The 19,554-nt window shown below is 42.7% G+C and carries 9 protein-coding genes; 6 read left to right on the top strand and 3 right to left on the bottom strand.

The window, feature by feature from the left end:
• Nucleotides 1-135: 135 nt before the first annotated feature.
• Both GQF63_RS01305 and GQF63_RS01300 read right to left on the bottom strand, forming a co-directional pair.
• The gene (locus GQF63_RS01305; RefSeq protein ID WP_160367285.1) at nucleotides 136-1,521 is read right to left on the bottom strand and encodes a DUF4374 domain-containing protein; all 1,386 of its coding nucleotides are present in this window, start codon (nucleotides 1,519-1,521) and stop codon (nucleotides 136-138) included.
• Between the two features lie 24 nt (nucleotides 1,522-1,545).
• Entirely contained in the window at nucleotides 1,546-3,981 is a 2,436-nt protein-coding gene (locus tag GQF63_RS01300) for a TonB-dependent receptor domain-containing protein (RefSeq protein WP_160367284.1), read from the bottom strand.
• Nucleotides 3,982-4,089: 108 nt separating this feature from the next.
• On the opposite strand from GQF63_RS01300, the gene GQF63_RS01295 reads away from it, so the two are divergent.
• Nucleotides 4,090-5,130, top strand: coding sequence for a helix-turn-helix transcriptional regulator (locus tag GQF63_RS01295; RefSeq protein ID WP_160367283.1), 1,041 nt, complete (start codon nucleotides 4,090-4,092; stop codon nucleotides 5,128-5,130).
• Between the two features lie 16 nt (nucleotides 5,131-5,146).
• Here GQF63_RS01295 and GQF63_RS01290 read toward each other — a convergent pair whose 3' ends face one another.
• Nucleotides 5,147-5,806, bottom strand: coding sequence for a DUF6266 family protein (locus tag GQF63_RS01290; RefSeq protein WP_160367282.1), 660 nt, complete (start codon nucleotides 5,804-5,806; stop codon nucleotides 5,147-5,149).
• A gap of 1,047 nt (nucleotides 5,807-6,853) precedes the next feature.
• On the opposite strand from GQF63_RS01290, the gene GQF63_RS01285 reads away from it, so the two are divergent.
• The 5 genes from GQF63_RS01285 to GQF63_RS01265 all read left to right on the top strand — a co-directional run bounded on the left by GQF63_RS01285 (nucleotide 6,854) and on the right by GQF63_RS01265 (nucleotide 19,551).
• On the top strand, nucleotides 6,854-10,042 hold the full coding sequence (locus tag GQF63_RS01285; RefSeq protein ID WP_160367281.1) for a SusC/RagA family TonB-linked outer membrane protein: 3,189 nt from the start codon (nucleotides 6,854-6,856) through the stop codon (nucleotides 10,040-10,042).
• A gap of 10 nt (nucleotides 10,043-10,052) precedes the next feature.
• A complete protein-coding gene (locus tag GQF63_RS01280; RefSeq protein WP_160367280.1) occupies nucleotides 10,053-11,954 on the top strand; it encodes a RagB/SusD family nutrient uptake outer membrane protein in 1,902 nt (633 codons plus the stop codon).
• Between the two features lie 81 nt (nucleotides 11,955-12,035).
• The gene (locus tag GQF63_RS01275) at nucleotides 12,036-14,498 is read left to right on the top strand and encodes a phosphocholine-specific phospholipase C (RefSeq protein ID WP_160367279.1); all 2,463 of its coding nucleotides are present in this window, start codon (nucleotides 12,036-12,038) and stop codon (nucleotides 14,496-14,498) included.
• 308 nt (nucleotides 14,499-14,806) lie between these two features.
• A complete protein-coding gene (locus tag GQF63_RS01270) occupies nucleotides 14,807-17,923 on the top strand; it encodes a SusC/RagA family TonB-linked outer membrane protein (protein ID WP_160367278.1) in 3,117 nt (1,038 codons plus the stop codon).
• A gap of 11 nt (nucleotides 17,924-17,934) precedes the next feature.
• On the top strand, nucleotides 17,935-19,551 hold the full coding sequence (locus tag GQF63_RS01265) for a RagB/SusD family nutrient uptake outer membrane protein (protein ID WP_160367277.1): 1,617 nt from the start codon (nucleotides 17,935-17,937) through the stop codon (nucleotides 19,549-19,551).
• Nucleotides 19,552-19,554: the final 3 nt, after the last annotated feature.

Below are 19,554 nucleotides of genomic sequence, written 5' to 3'. Positions count from 1 at the left end.
ATAATTATAAATAAGGAAGTGTTTGTTTAATGTAAAATACTGAAATACCAAAAAATGTTTGCTTGCGGTAAGTGATAAACAAGAGCGGCTCTAAATGTTAGAACCACCCTTGCCTCACTATTACTAAACTATTTATTATTTAAAGGAATTCAATTTTCCGATGGCTGAAACTTGGTCAGCAACTACGGTTAGGCCTTTTTTAGCCTGTGCGGTTTCGGCAGTGATTTCATAAATGCTCGGTGAGCTACCATCGTTTGTCGTGATGGCAATATAGGCTTTACCCTCATTAACAAAGGGCCCATTCCCAAAGCCTTTAATAGTGCTTGCTTCTGGTAAACCCTGAATGTAGGTTAACTTCTGCGAGGTACCGTTAAACACCGCTAACTGGTTCGCTGTTGGACCTTTCTCTGAAAAAGGTTTGTCGAACATCAACAATAAGAAATTGTCTTTGCCGATTGGCCAACTGCGTAAGAATGATTTTCCTTGCGTTTGTGCTTCTAAATTCACATAATAATTCGGGTCGAATACTTCCGTTCCGGCTTTTATGCGCACCACCCCTGCAGGCAGTTTCGTTTTTTGCACCTCCTTGGTCATGGTTTTTGCATAACTCGGCGAGAATAGGTAAATATCCCCGTTATCGGCCGCCCAGATCATCTGGTAATACTGCGAACGGTATCGGCCTACCGCATAAGAAATTTTATCCGTTTTGATGAGTTTTTTGTTTTTTAAATTCTCGGAGTCAAAAATAACAACCCATGCTTCATCCGGGTATTGGGTCCATTGCAGCTCGTCTTTTTCATAGCTGCTACTGCCTTGCCCGCCTTTATCTTTGGTCACCAATTCCGGGTATTTCACAAATTTACCGCCTTGAGTGGTGGTGCCAAATTGGCTCAGACCCATCGGAATGGGCGCCGAAAAGAGTTTATTGCCCACTTGCTGGAAACCGGCTAAGGTTACATATTCCCCATTGCCCAAGAAGTCTTCCGAAAATTGGGTGTCATCCGATACAAAGGTTTCCTTTTCTGCATCTAAGTAGGAAATTAGGAAGCCCTGTGGAATATAGCCTGTTTTAGGGTCGGCTAAGTTCTTTCCTAAGCTACCCGTGGAGGAGGTAATCAAAAAGTTCTTAAAGATACCGTAGGAAGTAAAGCGTTTAATTTCGTAGGTTTTACTTCGTTCCACCACTTTTCCTTGCTCATTCAAGATATAGGAGGAGCTGACCCCTGCATTTCCTTGGTTATAGGCAAGGCGGAATAAGTATTTATCGCTATGGAACACCCAATAGGTTCCCGAGGAGGTGGTCAGGCCATTATCTTTGGCTGTAACAGATCCTTCCGTTAACTTATCGGCGGTCAATAAATAATTTGCATCGCCTACAGAACCGGAAACAACAAACTTGGAAGCTTCAGGTTGAGCCGGTGCCGGTGGTACCGGCTTCGGATCGTCATCGCTACAAGATATGGTTGCAAATGCCGCGAGCAGGGCAAAGCTTAGGGTTTTTAAATAATGTAATTTGTTCATGATCGTCTTACTATTGATTTGTTTCTAATTTTTCTCCCAATTATTGTGTTTATGCAGGGCTATGCGCAGTTTTGCGTAAAAGGCTCTCCCGGCTTTTTGCAAGCTGAAATTGTCGTAGAGCTTTTCGTTGGTAAAGTTTTGGCACTCAAAAGAAAGGTTGTATTTCCCGCGACGGAAGCTATACGCTAGCATCAGGTTGTGCGAAAACTGTGAGGGTACTACGAACCTGGATTCCGAACCTAGGGCTTCTGAATACAATGGGAAACCATGCATATACAGATTGTCGTAGGTTAAGGTTAGTAAACTACCTTTCTCAAACAGATTCGGATGTTGGATACTCAAATCCATATTGGCGAATCGGTAAGGCAGGTTTGGTATGCGCGATTTATAGGTCAGGTTCTTCTGCAAAGTTCCTACGCCCATGGTTTCCACATTATCACGCACATCCATTTTGGTAAAGCCGGCGCCGAAGATGACGCGTTTTGCAAAATGATAGCGCGCGGATAGGATATAGCCTTTGGTCAATACCTTACCATGATTCACAAAGGTTCCACCTACTTTTCCTCCACCTAACTGTTCGATATTCCGGCGGATATAATCCTCGATATCCCGATAAACCAAGCCTCCTTCCACATAAAGATTATTCCTACCCAGTTCAAATTGATAGCTCAAATTGGCATTCAGGTTATGGCTTTTCTCCGGTTTCAAGCCAATACGGCCCGATTCCAGGTCTTCATCACCAAAGAGCTCCTCAATAGTTGGTAGGCGATTTACATGCTCATAAGAAAGCTTGGCCTGTAAGTTTTTAATAATAAAATAGCTGGCTGCTGCGCCGTAACCAAAGTTGTCGATATTGGTGGTTGTTTTGGTCAATACGTCTTGTGTCGATGTTTTGGCAATAGGGCCAGAAACATATTGGTTGAAATACTTACCGAATACATCCACATATAAATATTTCGTTGGGGAATAACGGTAAGAAAGGCCCGACACATTCTTCTTGGTTTGCTTCTTAATCGGATCCCATCCGCCACCTGCACCTAACAAGGATTTATTATCGCGCTCAAAATGATTTAAAATATGGTTCAGCGAGAAGTGATGTTGTTTGCCAATGTTGTAATTGGCATTGAAGGTGGCGTTGTAATTTTCATTCTCGGAACGTAGGTGTAGAAATACCTGTTCCCCCGGCATCGTTAATGGCCGTTGTTCATGGCGCCAGTTAAATTCATACGAGGAGGTATCTACATTTTCCGAGATATTGCGGTTATAGTTTGCTGTGAGGCGTACATTTAAATTAGGAATCAACAAATCTTTTTTCATGTATTCCAAGGACGGTAAGATTGCATGCCCCTTGCGGTATTTATTGCCAAATACAATCTCCTGACGCACCCCGGTTTGAATATCCTTATGCATATTGGAGAAGGTAAAACCTACTAATAGTCGGTCGGCCCAGGGGGTATTGACGTAGCCAATTTTCGCCATAATCGCTTCATTGTGGTAGGCATCGTTAAAGCGTTTAACATGTTCTACAACATCGCGATCGATGGCACCGGTTTTAAAATCTTTCACCGGGGTGTCTGTGTAGTAGCTGTTGTCGGAACTGTTTTGGAAAGCACCCAGTTCAAAATGAAGACCATGCGCATCGGTAATGCCCAGATTTAGGTAGGAACGGTGCGTTTGGAAGGAGCCAAAGGAATAGGAAGCATCCAAATACCATTGATCCATTCGTTTCTTGGTCACGATATTAATAACTCCGCCCATGGCATCGGTACCAAATTCAACGGGGACTACGCCTTTATAGATTTCAATACGTTCCGCAAAATTGACCGGAATATTGTTGAGCCCAAAGGAAGAACCTACGCCTTCCTGAGGTATGCCATCGATAAATACTTTGATGTGTTTGCCTGCAAAGCCGTCCATCATCACTTGCATATCGGAGCCTAAGCCTCCCGATTCGCGAATCCGGACGCCTGAAGCCTTGTTTAATACCCGACCGATCTCCTGATTACTGTTATGGAATTTACGGGCATCAAGGGCCACTACATTGAATGGTGTTTCCTGCACCTGTTGCACGGTGCTTTTGCCACGTACATAGACCTCCTCGATCTTGGTGCGTGGGTCTACTTTTAGCCCAAAATCCTTGGTAAGGGCTTCGCCGCTGCTGATGTTTACAGCCCGATGTTGCCTTACAAAACCAGCCTTTGTACAGAACAGATCATATTTGCCGGGTTTTATATTGATTTGATATTCACCCTTTTTATTGCTGAAGGTGGCATAAGGGCTGCGTTTGATATATATAAAAGCATCTACAATAGGCTTTCCTTGCTCATCGACGACGGTGCCGCTCAAAACCGTCTTGACACGGGTTTGCGCTTGCAGCGGACAGGTGTATAAGTGTATGCAAACAAGGAATAAACTTGTGAGCGATAATTTTTTCAGTGTACGGTAAAAAATTGACTTCATTGCTAATTTCTATTGTTATTTAGATTAATTATAAACAACTTCGTAAAAGTATCTACATTTGTAGTTAAAGAATAGCGTAATAGTTGACAATAATTAGCGTAATTTAAGATGACGATTTATTCCAGAATTCCAGAATTCAACAAGATTTTAACAGATTTAGACTTAGCCGATCAAGCAATAGATGCCGAAGAACTTCGCTTTTTATCGCAGCACCTAACCCGCCATGCCATTGCCGATGTGCAGGTGGACACTATTTTAAGTTCCGGATTGTTTATCCAGGAGATGCAGATCCAACCCCAGCAGAAGATCACCGAAGAGTTTCATACCGAAGGCAAGCATGTGCGTTTGTTTTTCTACCTCAATGGCGATTCCCATGTGCAGTTTGGGGCAGGTAATATGGATTATAAGCATGAGGTAGGTATGATTCAGCGCAATTTCCTCAATACCGATGGGGCAGGCGGATTAGTGCATATCCTCAAAAACCAAAAGCTAAACTATATTGTAATTAAGTTTTCCTATGCTTTTTACCTTTCCTTATTAAAGCATGAGCAATGGATCGAAGGCGACCCCTTTCATCAATATGTGTTAAGTGGTGATGCAGAAAACAGACCCAATGAAACTTTCTTTATCGACTCCCGCATTATCAATATCCTGCGCGATATTATGAATGCCTCCTCCGTTCAATTTCAGAAAACAGCCTTTGTGCATATGAAGTTAAAGGAACTGCTGTTTATGCTCTACCAGATCTCCCTGTCTGGAAGAACCGATCAACGCCTGAAAACACCAATCGCCTTATTGGAGAAGGTGCGTTCCTATATATTACTGAATTTGGATAATCCGCCGAGTATGGAGGTTCTTCAACTGAAGTATGAATTGAACCCGAAGGTATTTATGTTGGATTTTAAGAAGTACTTTGGAAAAACAATCTATGCCTTCGTTATTCAGGAACGCATGGCCAAAGCGCAACGCCTATTGCAAGAGGACTATAATGTCAATGAGTTAGCTACCAACCTTGGCTACCAAAGTGTTTCCCATTTTATTAAAGTCTTCAAAAGTTATTACGGGTATACCCCGAAGAAGGCGATCTTGCGATTGCGCAATCAAGAGGTTTTAGAAAATCAATCCCTGGCCGCCTATCCCGTAGGATAGGCAGCAGGGATGCTTATTAAATTACCAATTCGCCGATGTATTTGCTATCGGTGCTGCGCGAAGGCACATCGATAGAGAAAAATGAAAGGTATGCATGGTGGGTAATTTTATGGGCATAAGTCAGGAGCTTCACCTGCTGGGTTTGGGTATTCATGGTATTGCCGCAAAGGATACCCTGCATATTATGGGTGCTCAAATCTACAGGTACTAACATCACACAGGCATGCATATGCATGCTGCTGTATTTGGCTGCCAAGGCCGGATCCAGCTGCCAATGGATGTCGAGTTTCTTTTTTTGGATGTTCAGCATAAAGGAAGCGTTGATTACCGGATTGGGTAAATCCTGGCTCAAGCTGAGGTTCGGCCAATCGATCGCTAAGGATTCATTCTCCTGCTTTACCGCATTTTTTAAGTTGTAAGACAAAGCCCGGTTATAGGCCGAACCCTTGCCCGGGCCAAACTGAAAACCAATGCGAACCACCGGAAGCATCCGGATAATATACTGCTGCATCATTTTAAACTTATTCCGCGTAAAAGCTAAAGCCTTGCTTGCCTTCTCCTTCTTGCGACGCACAGCCCTTGTCCGAACATAACCGACCCCATTGCGCTGATAGAATACCACGTTTCCGACCTTGCCAGAAATACCGCCGTTGATACCGTTGATTGCTATTGCCATAATGTTATTTCTTTCTGCTTATTTCCTTAAAGATAAAAACTATAGTTAAAATTAATTATAAAGAAATTGATAAGACCTTGTTAAGCTGATGCTGAGCCCTTTGCAAAGGGGCTTGATACGGGTGTGAAAGGGGAGAGGAAGGGGGGAACAAGGGGAGAGAGCAAGGGCATTCATCAGGTTGTCATGGTGCTGTCATCAGGTTGTCATGGTGCTGTCATCAGTTTATCATGGTGCTGTCATCGGTTTGTCATGGTGAGCGGAGTCGAACCACGAACGACTGGTACGTCAGTGCAATCAATAATGCATAAAACACTTGTTTAAAGTGGTTTACAAAATTTATTGGTAGGTGGTGACATGTAGTAGCATAGCTTATTAAGCTTTGCTAATAAACTGCGTTACGCTTTATATTGCGTTTTGGTCTGTTCTGTAAAATGTTGATAAAGAGAGTTTAAACATAGCGGATTGCACTGACGTACCAGTCGTTCGACTCCGCTCACGATGACAATACGATGACAAAACGTTATAGAAAACGTGCCGCAACGATGAACAATACGTGCCGCAGTGTTACAGGAAACCTTTCTTCATTTTTTATATAAAGCTTACAAAAAGTTATTACAACTTATTCTTATTTTTTTATAAGCTCAACATATTGAAAAACAAGGTTTTAAAATTTATTGCTCACTTTTTACACTTCTTTATAATTCTAAATTCAGCAAAATTTTTGCCTTTTTTTGAATGAAATACTACCTACTTTTAAACTGTACATGCTAACGATGCCATTGAAATGCAGCTTAAAGAGCTTAAGAAAGGGCCAGATTTAAGAAGCTAACGGCAAGAACCAGATTAATACCTAATTCACCGATTTAGAATATTGCGCATAAAAAGAGGTCGTTCAAAAGGTGGAGGCCTTAATTCCTTGATTAAAACAAAAGGAGGAGTATGAAAGATTAAATTATGAAAAAACGGAAGTGCGCGAACACCTCCGTTATGATGATTAGCCTGAAAAGGAACGTTTGAATACCTATTGTTAACCAATCATTTACACAAATGTATAAAATACCTAACAAAGTTAGCGTAACTGGCCATGCTTTGCCAAAGAATCGCTACCGAACAACGGTATGTCTGCTTTCCCTGCAGCTTATCGTTGGCGCTCCTGCCTTTGCCTATGCAAATGGCCCAAATCATGCGCTTGAAACGAACAGCTTTTACCTGCAGACAACGCAAGAATTCGTTGTTAAAGGGAAAGTAACCAATCAAAAAGGGGAGCCCATTGAGGGAGCTACCGTCCGCGTTAAAGGCAGCGAAACAGTGACTTCCACATCTTCTGCGGGAATTTTTTCAATCAAAGTTCGAAATCTAAATGATGTATTAGAGCTAACTGCGGTAGGCTATATTCGGCAGGAAGTTGCGTTAACCAATGATCACGATATCGTTGTTGTGTTAGACAATTCTACCGATGTATTAGATGAAATTGTGGTGGTGGGCTATGGTACGCAAAAGAAAGAAAATGTGGTGGGCGCGGTACAGCAGGTTAAGGCTAGCGACTTGAAAACTACAACAAGTACTTTAAGTAATGCATTTGCCGGAAATATTGCGGGTGTTATTGCACGACAGCCACGCGGCGAGCCAGCTTTTGATGCGGCAACCTTTTATATTCGGGGTATTTCCACCTTTGGCGCGAATGCGAGCCCGTTAATAGTGCTGGATGGGGTGGAAATTAATACCACCATGTTAAATAACATTGCTCCTGAGTCTATCGAGTCATTTTCCATATTAAAGGATGCCAATGGAACTGCATTGTATGGCTCCCGTGGAGCCAATGGGGTTATCATCATCAATACAAAAACAGGGAAAAATACGGAAAAGATGTTGATCAACTTAAGAGCTGATCACACCTTTTCAGCACCCACGATGGTTCAGCCTATTGCCGATGGGGTAACCTATATGGAAAAATATAATGAAGCCAAGCGGAATGATACTCCAGAAGGGCAAGCCTATGTTCCATTTTATTCAGATGAAAAAATTGAAGGAACAAGAAAAGGCTTGAACGGCTATGTGTTTCCTAATAACGACTGGTATGAAATGATGTTTAAGGATTTTAGCATGAACCAAAGCGTGAATTTCAACCTCACTGGTGGTTCGAAAAAATTAGATTACTTTCTGAATGCTTCCTTTTTCAATGAAACAGGGATTGTGAAGAAGCCTAGTGAAGGCCTCTATAACCCGGAGATCGACAGTAAAAAGTATATTTTTCAAAGTAATGTTTCCACCGATGTAACCAAAACAACACGCTTGGGCTTGAAAATGAATACCATTCTATGGTATAACAATCGCCCGATTGAAGATGTGACCAACTTGTTTTATTACGCTATGCGCGCAAATCCAGTTCGTTTTCCGGCGGTTTTACCCGCTGAAGAGGGGGATACTTATGTGCGCTATGGGAATAACTCTTCCTGGGATGTTGGCAATAAGGACTTAAATCCATATGCCTTATTAAGTCGGGGTAGCGGGAATAAACATCAAAACTATTTGACTACCATTTTTAATGTTGACCAAGATTTAAACGGCCTTTTAAAAGGTTTAAAGGCGAAGTTCTTAGCCTCCTTTTATAACTATGCAGCCATGAGCTTGTATAAGAGTTTTACGCCATTTTATTATAAAGTGGATGATGACTATACGAGCGATGGGCAAGGTGGGTATCAATTTACGACCTCCAGTATTGGTGACCCGGGAAATACTTATTTAACCTATACCACCGATCGAGATGGACGTCGTGAATACTCTGTTCAAGGAACCATCACTTATGATAATAAAATCGGCGATCATACGCTTGGGGCGATGCTCGTGTATAATGCGCATGATAAAACCATCAATATCGCTGCCACTGAAAATGATGTGTTGCCATATCGTCAACAGGGTGTTGCAGGCAGGTTTTCTTACAACTATGCCTCGAAGTATATCGGGGAATTTAACTTCGGATATAATGGTTCCGAAAACTTTATACAGGGAAAACGCTTCGGATTCTTTCCGTCTGCGGCCTTAGGCTATATTGTTTCTAATGAATCGTTTTTTGAGCCATTGAAAGCGCATATTAACCTATTGAAACTACGTGCATCTTACGGGATTTCAGGAAATGATGCATTAAGCTCGCGCTTTCCTTACCTCACCATTGTTTCCATGAATGGGGCAAGTGGCTTGTATAAAGGGATGAATTTTGCAGGAACTTCGGGGCCAAGTATTTCCGTTTTAGGGAATGAAGATGCCACGTGGGAAGTTGCGAAGAAGTATAATTTTGGTTTGGACCTGGGTATTAATCGGGAAATTGATTTTACGATCGATTATTTTCGGGAAGACCGCTCAGGCATCTTTATGCAAAGGCAATCCTTACCAACCTCTGTAGGCTTGGCCGGATCTACCCCGTATGGAAATATAGGGAAAGTGAAAAACATGGGGGTCGATTTTTCTCTTTCTTATAAAAAGATGCTCAATGACAACCTCAGCATGTCGTTCACAGGAAATTTTACCTATGCACATAATGAAGTGGTTGATAAAGATGAACCTCAATTATTATATACCTATACGTCTGCTATTGGCCATCCGATCAATACAAATTTTGGGTTGCTTTCCGATCGATTGTTTGCCAATCAACAACAAATTAATGAGAGTGCTATCCAAGAATATTCTACCTATAAACCGGGCGATATTAAGTATCAGGATTTAAATGCTGACGGGAAGATCAATAAAAACGATGTAACCGCTATCGGCATGCCTACCGTTCCGGAAATTGTATATGGCTTAAATGGTATGGTTAATTATAAGAAAATGGACTTCAGCTTTTTATTGCAAGGGCAAAGTCGGGTTTCCTTGATGATGAGTAATATGCATCCATTTGCCTCTACGGGACAATTCGGATTTGGTATTACCCAATATATTGCTGATGACCATTGGAGTGAGGAAAATCAAAATATCGATGCAAAATATCCACGATTGACCAGTACATGGAATGAAAATAATGTGCAAGCATCGGATTATTGGTTGCGTGATGCCAGCTTCTTAAGGTTAAAATATATGGAAATTGGCTACCGCTTTAAAAAAGTGGTTCGCATTTATGCCGCAGGATCTAATTTATTTTCAATTCATTCATTTAAACATTGGGATCCTGAAATGGGCGGTGGAAATGGTTTGTTCTATCCACTCCAGCGTACAGCGAAACTAGGTATTCAATGTCAATTTTAACGTTCAATTTATGAAATTACAACATCTATCCTATGCAGCCGCACTGTTTCTCATGTCGCTAACAAGTAGCTGCAACAAATACTTGGATATTGTTCCGGAAGGGAAACCTACCGTGCAAGATATCTATAAAACACAGGTGCAGACCCAAAATTATGTGTATACCTTGTATGGTTCCATTCCAGATCGGGTCCATTTGCAGGCATTTCCTGATTTAGCGGCTGGTGGCGATTTTATCTCCGGCTATTACGGCGCACCGCGTTATTTCACCTATAAAAGTTTATTGTATGGCTTGGAATCATCAAGTAGTACGTATTACGGCTTTTGGTCAACTGTATCGGCAGCGCCGGAAGGTGTTTGGCGTTATAATGCATTTAAAGCCATCCGGAATTGCTATAATTTACTTAAAAACATAGAGTCAGTACCCGATATTACGGAAGAGAATAAACGCTATTGGTCTGGAGAAGCCTATTTTCTAATCGCTTATTATCATCAATTGTTATTGGAATATTATGGGCCTATTGTATTAATTAAGGATGAAATTTCGCAGAATGCCGAAGGGGAAGAGATCTATTTGAAAAGAAGACCCTACGATGAATGTGTTGATTTTATCGTTGAGAAATATAATACTGCCGCAGGTTTATTGCCGGCAAGATGGGGGAATGATGACATCGGTAGGGCAACAGCCGCCACGGCACTCGGGCAAAAGGCACGTCTGTTATTGTACGCAGCATCGCCACTAGTAAATGGAAATGCGGAATTTTACGCCAACTTTAAAAATAAAGATGGAGAACAACTTATTCCTATTCAGGAAGACCGGAATAAGTGGCAAAAAGCCATGGTCTCTGCCAAAGAAGCCATCGATTATTGCGAGAGTAATGGCTATAAGCTCTATACTTCTAGTACTGTCGCCGGTAGTACTGATATGGAAAGAGGAACACAGAATTACTATGCTACTTTTGTAGGCGAGGGTACAGGTACCTTTCTAAATACCGATGAGATTTTATTTGGCTCTGGCAATCAGTCTTCCCTTAGCTATACCTTGAAGAATATCGCCCCACGTGTGGGATTAAAATCCTATTCCAATGATGGTTTTCGCGGCTATTTGATTCCTACTTGGGACTGTATCGAGATGTATTACTCTAAAAATGGATTGCCGATGAATGTGGATCCTTTGACAAAAGATTTGGATTTATATTCCGTAGCGCCAGGCGATAATACAGCCTTATTAAATCGGAATAGAGAGCCTCGATTTTATGCTTCCATTGGGTTCGACCGCGGTAGCTACAAAGTTAATGGCGGTGTTATTACCCTGATGTGTCGTCGAGGGGAGCCACAGCAAAACGATGGCAATCCGAATAATCCTTACCAATCGGATAATGGGTATTATGCCCAAAAATGGATTTCCAAATTAGATACTTATAACACCACCAGTAAGGCCATTACAGCCAGTAAATATATTTTTCCTTACCTTAGGTTAGCAGAATTGTATTTAAGTTATGCGGAGGCGGACTTCGAATTTAATGGGTCTTTAAGTCAGCAAAGTTTGACTTATTTGAACAAAGTTCGAAATAGAGCAGGCTTGCCTAATTTTGAAGCTTCCTGGAGCCTGGTAGGCGGTATTCCGACAGGGCAAACCTTACGTAATGTAATCCGGCAAGAACGTAGTATTGAGTTTTTGATGGAAGGTCGTCGTTTTCATGATATTCGCCGCTGGAAAATTGCCCATATTGAAATGATGCGTACATGGAAATCATGGAATTTAGCGGGGAAAACCCAAGAAGAATTCTACAGCATTACGAACATGCAAGAAGGTGACGTGCGGGTATTTGAAAGCCCAAAAAGTTACTGGTTGGCTATTCCGATAGATCAATTGAATACCAATCATAATTTAGTTCAAAATCCAGGGTATTAAACGGTAATACCCTATTTAAACAATAATCAACTTAATCAAAGCCTAGGGATTTTACCTCCCTGGCTTTCCTATTTTCATTCCATGATAGACTCAAGAAGAGATTTTCTAAAAAAGGCATCCTTATTAGCGGGCTCTACGGCCCTTTACCAGTTTATTCCGGCCTCTATTCAGCAGGCTTTGGCTATTGAAGCCGATCCGGGTACTACTTTTTTAGATGCCGAGCATATTGTTTTTTTGATGCAGGAGAATCGTTCATTCGATCATTGCTTTGGTGCCATGCGTGGGGTTCGCGGTTTCAACGATCCGCGGGTGATGCGTATGGAGGGGCTCCCGATCTGGTATCAGAAAAATAAAGAAGGGACCTATTATGCGCCTTTCCACTTGGATATCGAGAAAACTAAGGCCGCCTGGATGGGCTCCTTGCCCCATGGTTGGCGCGATATGGTGCAGGCACGCAATGAGGGACGCATGGACAACTGGTTGGAGGCGAAAAAGGCAGGAAAGGCCTATCAGCATATGCCCTTAACGTTAGGGTTCTACCAACGGCAAGACCTGCCCTTCTACTATGCTTTTGCCGATGCTTTTACGGTATGCGATCAGCATTTCTGTTCCTCCCTGACCGGTACGAGCCCGAATCGTTCGCATTTCTGGACAGGAACAGTACGCGAGGAGCCTCGTAATCCGGAGTCTATGCCGCATTTGGATAATCCACAATTGGTGCATCGGGATTTGAAATGGAAAACCTTCCCCGAGCGCTTACAAGAAGCCGGGGTGAGTTGGAAAGTCTATCAGAATGAAATTGGTCTTCCTGTTGGTATGACAGGTGAGGAAACCGATTGGCTGGGGAATTTTAGAGATAATAACTTGGAGTTTCATGAGGCCTACCAGGTGAAGTTTCATCCGCGTTACCAAGCATTTATAAAGAAAGAGTCCATAGCCATACAGCAGGAATTGGAAAAGCAAAAGGCCGACGGGAAGAAACCCGCGGCAAAGTTGCAAAAACAATTGGATGCTTACCTTCAGGATATGGAGCGGTACAGTGCCGAGAAGTTTAAACAGCTCAGTGTGCATCAGCAGGAGATTCATCGTCGTGCTTTAACAACGAATGAAAATGATCCGGACTTCCATTCCCTAAGTAATTTGCAGGTGGAGGAAGGGGGGAAGAAAGCGATCGTTTCTGTGCCTAAGGGAGATTTGTTCCATCAGTTTAGGGCGGATGTAAAGAACAATGAATTGCCTACAGTTTCCTGGTTGGTTGCGCCGAATCGTTTCTCTGATCATCCGGGTTCCCCTTGGTACGGGGCATGGTATGTTTCGGAGACTTTAGCCATATTAACTGAAAATCCGGAAGTCTGGAAGAAGACCATATTTGTGCTTACCTATGATGAAAACGATGGCTATTATGACCATGTGCCGCCATTTGTGCCCGCACTGCACAGTCGGCCAGAAACCGGAGCCAATCCGCGTGGGATGGAAACGGCAGATGAATACGTATCGGCAGCCATGGAGCGGAAAAGAAGTGGCAAAGCCGACAGTACCTTGGCCTCTCCAATCGGCTTAGGCTTTCGGGTGCCTTTAGTGGTGGCTTCGCCTTGGAGTAAGGGAGGCTATGTGAATTCCGAGGTTTTTGATTTAACCTCTTCCATTCAGTTTGTAGAGTATTTTATCGAAAAGAAATGGGCGAAGCAGGTGATGGAAACGAATATTTCGCCTTGGCGTCGTTTGGTATGTGGGAATTTGACCTCCATCTTTCGTCCTGCCGCGGATAATAGACAGCCTGACTTGACTTATGTGAAGCGAAATCAACAGGTGGAGCGCATCTTTCAAGCGCGTGATAAGGCCTTGCCGACAGGTTATGAAGCCATATCTCCAGAAAAGATCGCCAGACTTCGAGAGAATCAAGTTGGATTTCAGGGTTTTAAATTACTGGAAGCTGGCGTAAAGCCGGCCTGCGCCATACCTTATGATATGGATGTGAATTTCGAGTTGAAGAATAATATCCTGCATATCAAATTTGAAATCGATGGGAAACTGCCAAGCAGCAAAACAGTAGGTGTTCCATTTTTTGTGAAATGCCCGGTGGCTTATGGCGAGCAAGGGGAACTAGAGCGTATTTGGAACTTTGCCATTAAACCCCAGGAACAGCTAACTTATAAATGGCCGTTGACTGAATTTAAAGCCGATCAGTTTCATTTGGAAGTGCATGGCCCGAATGGGTTCTACCGTTCTTTCCAAGGGAATAAAATAGCAAAATTGCCCGCACTAAGGCTGACAAGTCGAGACTTTAAAAAAGGACTATACTTAGAAATCGACAGCCCTGTGGCGCAGGGGTCGATTCGTAATTTATATCAACAGGGCGATATCCGGCCAATTGGTAAAAAGAAAGGTTGGGAGCGTTGGGATTTAAAACAAAGCCAAGGTTGGTATGATATTGAGGTAAGCACCGAACCCAAGGGTTCCTTCTTGTTTAAATATGCCGGCCACCAAGAAAATGGGCAGGTGAGTACAAGCGATCCGCTGATGGGAAATTTGAGGAATGGATAAGCTGGAGTAAGGCTTGAGGTCTAGTAGATTTATACAGAAATGTAATATTATTGTATACAAATAATTGTTAAAACAGCTATTTCCACTATTAAAACCCTTATTTATAAGGGTTTTTCTCTTTTCTACACGAAAATAATCCTAAAATTTTGCGAATATTTTGTTGTATTGTATACATAAATGTATTAATATTGTATTCAATAATCGGATATTTTTGGATTCTTTTTGAAAAGAGCTTGATTTAAAAATACCGTGATAACCATTACTAGATTATTTTAAATCAATTTACTAATCATTTTAACCTGAGCAAGATGAAACTCAAACAGTTTAAAATCAGGGATGTGATAAATCGGAGCTGTCTGCTAGTCGGTCTACCATTTATCTCCTTAGGGGCCGTAGCCAATACAGATGTGCTACCTTCCACTTCCTTAAGCAGTCCTACCTTATTCAACAGTTCTTCGGGCGTTTACTCCAAGCTGCAGCAGCAGTTGACCGGACAAGTTAAGGATGCCACAGGGAAGCCTTTGGCGGCCGTTCGCGTACGGAACATGCGCACGAATCAATCCGTTCCTACAGATCAGGATGGGCGTTATATCCTTCCGGGGTCGGCGAACGATCGTTTGGAATTCCAAATGTTAGGCTATCAGCCATTGGAATTAAATGCAGGAGATGCACGCTTGGTGCAATTGCAGGTTGCTGAAAATTCCTTGGATGAAGTAGTGGTGGTAGGTTATGGTAGCCAAAAGAAAGTAAACTTAACGGGGGCCGTTAGTACGGTAAAGTTTGACGAGGCCACCAACAGCCGTCCGAATATGAACCTGGCATCGGCCTTAGTAGGTCGCGGCTCGGGATTAAATATTGCCCAAACATCCGGCGCACCGGGTGCGGAGGGATTTAACCTTTTGGTACGCGGTAAAGGAACCATGAATGATGCTTCGCCTTTAGTGATTATCGATGGGGTTCCGGGAGCTTTAAATGATGTAAACCCAAATGATGTGGCCAATGTGTCCATCTTAAAAGATGCGTCTTCATCGGCCATCTACGGTTCGCGTGCTGCCAATGGCGTTATATTAGTAACCACCAAAAAGGGTAACAGCGAGAATTTTACCGTCAATTATAGTGGGTATGTAGGGAGCCAAGCTGCAGCGAAGAATGTAGAATTTATTTCCGACATGGCCACCCATATGGAATTGGTGAACGAATCGGAAGGGCGTGAGAAATATGCGCAATCCTTAATTGACGAATGGCGTCGTGAATCGGCAGCAGGGAATCCATTGTATCCCAATACCAATTGGTATGAGGAGATGTTGAATAATACCCTGTTAACCGAACATAATTTAGCCGTTCGTGGTGGCGGTCAAAAGGGTAATTTTGCAATGTCTTTAGGCTATTTAGATAATAAAGGAATTATAGATAATTCCGGCTATAAGCGTTATAATTTCCGCATCAATGCCGATACAAAAATTAAGGATGTATTGACCTTGGGTGGAAATGTATTTGGCAATTGGTCAGATCGTGGCCCTGTGGATGTAGGCTCGTTCTTCTCGAGTATTCGAAACACCACACCGGGTGTTATTCCGATGTTTGAGGATGGACGTTATGGTGGCGAAATGTTTAGCGGCTTACCCCAAGGTACTAACCCAAGAGCTTATGTAGATAATGCACGCGGTAACTTTGAAAGACAACGCCTAGGGATGAAATTCTACGGTATTGTGAACCTGATGAAAAACCTGGAGTGGGAGAGTAGCTTTGGCTTTAACTACAATAACAACCGGAACTGGGTTTATGTGCGTCCATTTGCGTTATGGAACTTCCAAACCAATGCACCTTACCAGAAAAAACCAAGTGTAAACAGCTTGATGAATGCGAGCCGCCGCGATTATTCGACCATCTTAAATACCTTGTTGCGCTATAAAGAAACCTTCAACGATAGCCATAATTTGGCATTAATGGCTGGTTTTGACCAACAATACAACCGCATGGATATTTTTGATGCCAAGAAAAACGATATCCTAGGCGATGATGCGATTTATATTTTAGATGCAGGTACCAACCTGGAGTCGATCAGTGGATCGGGAACCGATGATGCCTTGCAATCTTTCTTTGGACGTGTAAATTACGATTATAAAGGCAAGTACTTGCTGGAAGCGAGTGCGCGCTACGATGGATCGTCACGTTTTGCGAAAAACAACCGCTGGGGTTTCTTCCCATCCTTCTCTGCGGGATGGCGTATTTTAGAGGAGCCATTTGCAGCACCTTTGAAATCGGTTTTCGATGATATTAAAATTAGAGGATCTTGGGGTCGTTTAGGAAATAACCGTATTGGCGATTATACCTACCAAGTGGTTTATGGTTCTTACCTGTACCCCTTTGGCGGACAGTTGCAGCAAGGCGTTGCGCCGAAAGAAATTGCTAATAGCAAAATCAAATGGGAAACAACAACCATTAGCAATGTCGGCTTGGATTTAACCTTATTGCAAAATAGATTGACCCTTACTGCCGAGTATTTCAATAAAAATACCAGCGATATCTTAACAAAAATTCCTATTCCTATGGTGATGGGTAACTTCTCGCCACCTTGGCAGAACATTGCCGAAATGACCAACAAAGGGTTAGAATTCCAGTTAGGCTACCAGGATAAAATTGGCGAAAACTGGTCGTACTTTATCAATGGAAATTTCTCGACGGTAAAGAATAAGGTCTTGAAATTCCATGGCGATCGTTCCATCAATGCGATGAATATTACCTTGGAAGGAAGCCCATACAACAGTTTCTATATGTTGGAGTTTGATCGTATTATTCAGGATCAATCGGAAGTTGATCAGCTGATTGCGGATGGGTATACCTTTGCAACCTATGTGGGTGGTAAACCAAAACCAGGCGACATGTTGTATAAAGATACCAATGGCGATAAGATTTTTAACGAAGAAGACCGTGTGATTAAGGACTACTCTTCTTTGCCAAAATATACCTACGGATTAAACCTGAGCGTGGCCTATAAAAACATTGATTTAAATGTGGTAGCACAGGGTATTGGCGGTGTTAAAGAATACTGGGGAAATGATGGTTTTAACACGTTCAACCTGAATGAAGGTTTCTTGCAACGCAAAGAGATTTTAAACCGCTGGACGCCAGAGAATAAATCCACCGAGTATCCGAGGTTATTAACCTCCAGCTCGGCTTTAAATTCGGTGTATAGCGATTATTGGTTGCATAATACCTCCTTCTTCCGCATCAAATCTTTACAGTTAGGTTATGCCTTGCCGTATGCGACTTCTTCGAAGTTTAAGGTGGAGCGCCTGCGGGTTTATGCAAACTTGGAGAACTATTTCACCTTTACCAAGTTCCAGGGCTATAATCCGGAGAACGCAAGTATTGCTTATCCGTTGATGAAGCAATGGGTTGTAGGATTAAATATTACCTTTTAACACGTACGATCATGTTTAAACATATTAAAAAATTTATCCTGCCGGCAGCAGCTGTCGTGATGCTGAGCTCCTGCAGTGATTTTCTAGATAGAAACTCCTTGGTAGGGCTTTCCGAAGGAGATTATTGGAAGTCGGAAGACGACGCCATTAAAGGTGCCAATACCCTTTATGCAGCAAATAAGGAGTTTACCAACAGTATTGTTTTCTATGGAATGATGGATGACTTTACAGATATTTCGTATCAATCGTTCGCAACGGGATTGACAACAGGTTTGTTCCCGGCCAATGCGGCATTTTACCAAACTTCCTGGGGGATATTCTATAAAGGGATTTTTCGGGCGAATACCATTTTAACCAAGGTGCCTGAAATTCCTATGAGCGAGGCCATGAAAAACAGGGTATTGGGTGAAGCGAAATTCTTCCGTGCTTATTTTTACTTTAAGCTATGGGATTATTTCGGTGCGGTGCCGTTGTATGAGCATGCCATGAATGTGGATGAAGCCTACAATGCGCGGGCTACCGAGAAGGAAGTTTATGACCTTATTGTTAAGGATTTGACAGAAGCCTATGCCATGTTGCCGGAAACTTACGATCAATCGAATAAGGGAAGAGCAACGAAATGGGCCGCCTTAGCGATGCGCGGAAAGGCACATTTATGGGCCAAAGAGAATGAAAAAGCGGCAGCCGACTTTAAAGAGGTGATGGATAAAAGCGATCGCCGTTTATTGGGCGATTTCCATACGCTATTCCGCGTAGCCGGAAATAACAATACGGAAGTGCTTTTTGATGTGCAATATATTGCTGAACAAGGGCATGGTATTGCGACCGATCGTAACTATGGAAATGCACGTGGCGCAACAACAGGTTCGCAACGTACGCGTCCGACGCCAAAATTGGTGAATGCATTTGAAATGGCCGATGGCAGCAAATTTGATTTCAATAATTATAAGAATGCGCAAGGTGGAACCTTCAACCCGAATAATGCTGCAGATTGGCGCGATGAAGCAAGCGTACGCAAGTTGTTTGAAAACAGGGATCCACGTTTACATAAATCAGTTATTGTGCCTTGGTCTACTTTCGTAGGTCGGGGTGGCGTAGAATTCTTGTATCGTTTCCCGGTAGTGGCATCTGATGCGACGGCATATGTTCCTGTTTGGACGAATGGTAGCTATGCATGGCGTAAATTTGTGGAAACCGGATCGGTTTATACCTTGCAGGATAACATGCCGCAGAACTTCCCGCTGATTCGTTTAGCGGATGTGATGCTGATGTATGCAGAGGCGAAGAACGAAGCCTTAGGTTCACCTGATCAATCGGTTTACGATGCGGTTGATGCGGTTCGTGCGCGTGCTGGTATGCCTAAATTGCCAAAAGGCTTAAACAAAGAGACGATGCGCGAAAGAATTAGACAGGAGCGTATGGTTGAATTGGCTGGCGAAGGTCAACGTTATTCGGATATCCGTCGTTGGAAGATTGCGAAATCTGTAGTGGATGGCGTGTGGATGACCGAATTTACGGGCGTGAATATCCGTCAGCGTGGTTTCCCAGATCATTATTACTTATGGCCGATTCCACAAGCTGAGCGTGATTTGAATCCGAAGTTAACACAAAACCCAGGTTGGCAATAAGCT

This window comes from Sphingobacterium humi, assembly GCF_009768885.1.
GTDB classification, from domain to species: domain Bacteria; phylum Bacteroidota; class Bacteroidia; order Sphingobacteriales; family Sphingobacteriaceae; genus Sphingobacterium; species Sphingobacterium humi.
This window is presented reverse-complemented; position numbering and strand designations above follow the sequence as displayed.

Excerpts from the sequence above, each read along its gene's own strand:
- GQF63_RS01305 (WP_160367285.1), bottom strand. The coding sequence starts at position 1,521 with ATGAACAAATTACATTATTTAAAAACCCTAAGCTTTGCCCTGCTCGCG.
- GQF63_RS01300 (WP_160367284.1), bottom strand. The coding sequence starts at position 3,981 with ATGAAGTCAATTTTTTACCGTACACTGAAAAAATTATCGCTCACAAGT.
- GQF63_RS01295 (WP_160367283.1), top strand. The coding sequence starts at position 4,090 with ATGACGATTTATTCCAGAATTCCAGAATTCAACAAGATTTTAACAGAT.
- GQF63_RS01290 (WP_160367282.1), bottom strand. The coding sequence starts at position 5,806 with ATGGCAATAGCAATCAACGGTATCAACGGCGGTATTTCTGGCAAGGTC.
- GQF63_RS01285 (WP_160367281.1), top strand. The coding sequence starts at position 6,854 with ATGTATAAAATACCTAACAAAGTTAGCGTAACTGGCCATGCTTTGCCA.
- GQF63_RS01280 (WP_160367280.1), top strand. The coding sequence starts at position 10,053 with ATGAAATTACAACATCTATCCTATGCAGCCGCACTGTTTCTCATGTCG.
- GQF63_RS01275 (WP_160367279.1), top strand. The coding sequence starts at position 12,036 with ATGATAGACTCAAGAAGAGATTTTCTAAAAAAGGCATCCTTATTAGCG.
- GQF63_RS01270 (WP_160367278.1), top strand. The coding sequence starts at position 14,807 with ATGAAACTCAAACAGTTTAAAATCAGGGATGTGATAAATCGGAGCTGT.
- GQF63_RS01265 (WP_160367277.1), top strand. The coding sequence starts at position 17,935 with ATGTTTAAACATATTAAAAAATTTATCCTGCCGGCAGCAGCTGTCGTG.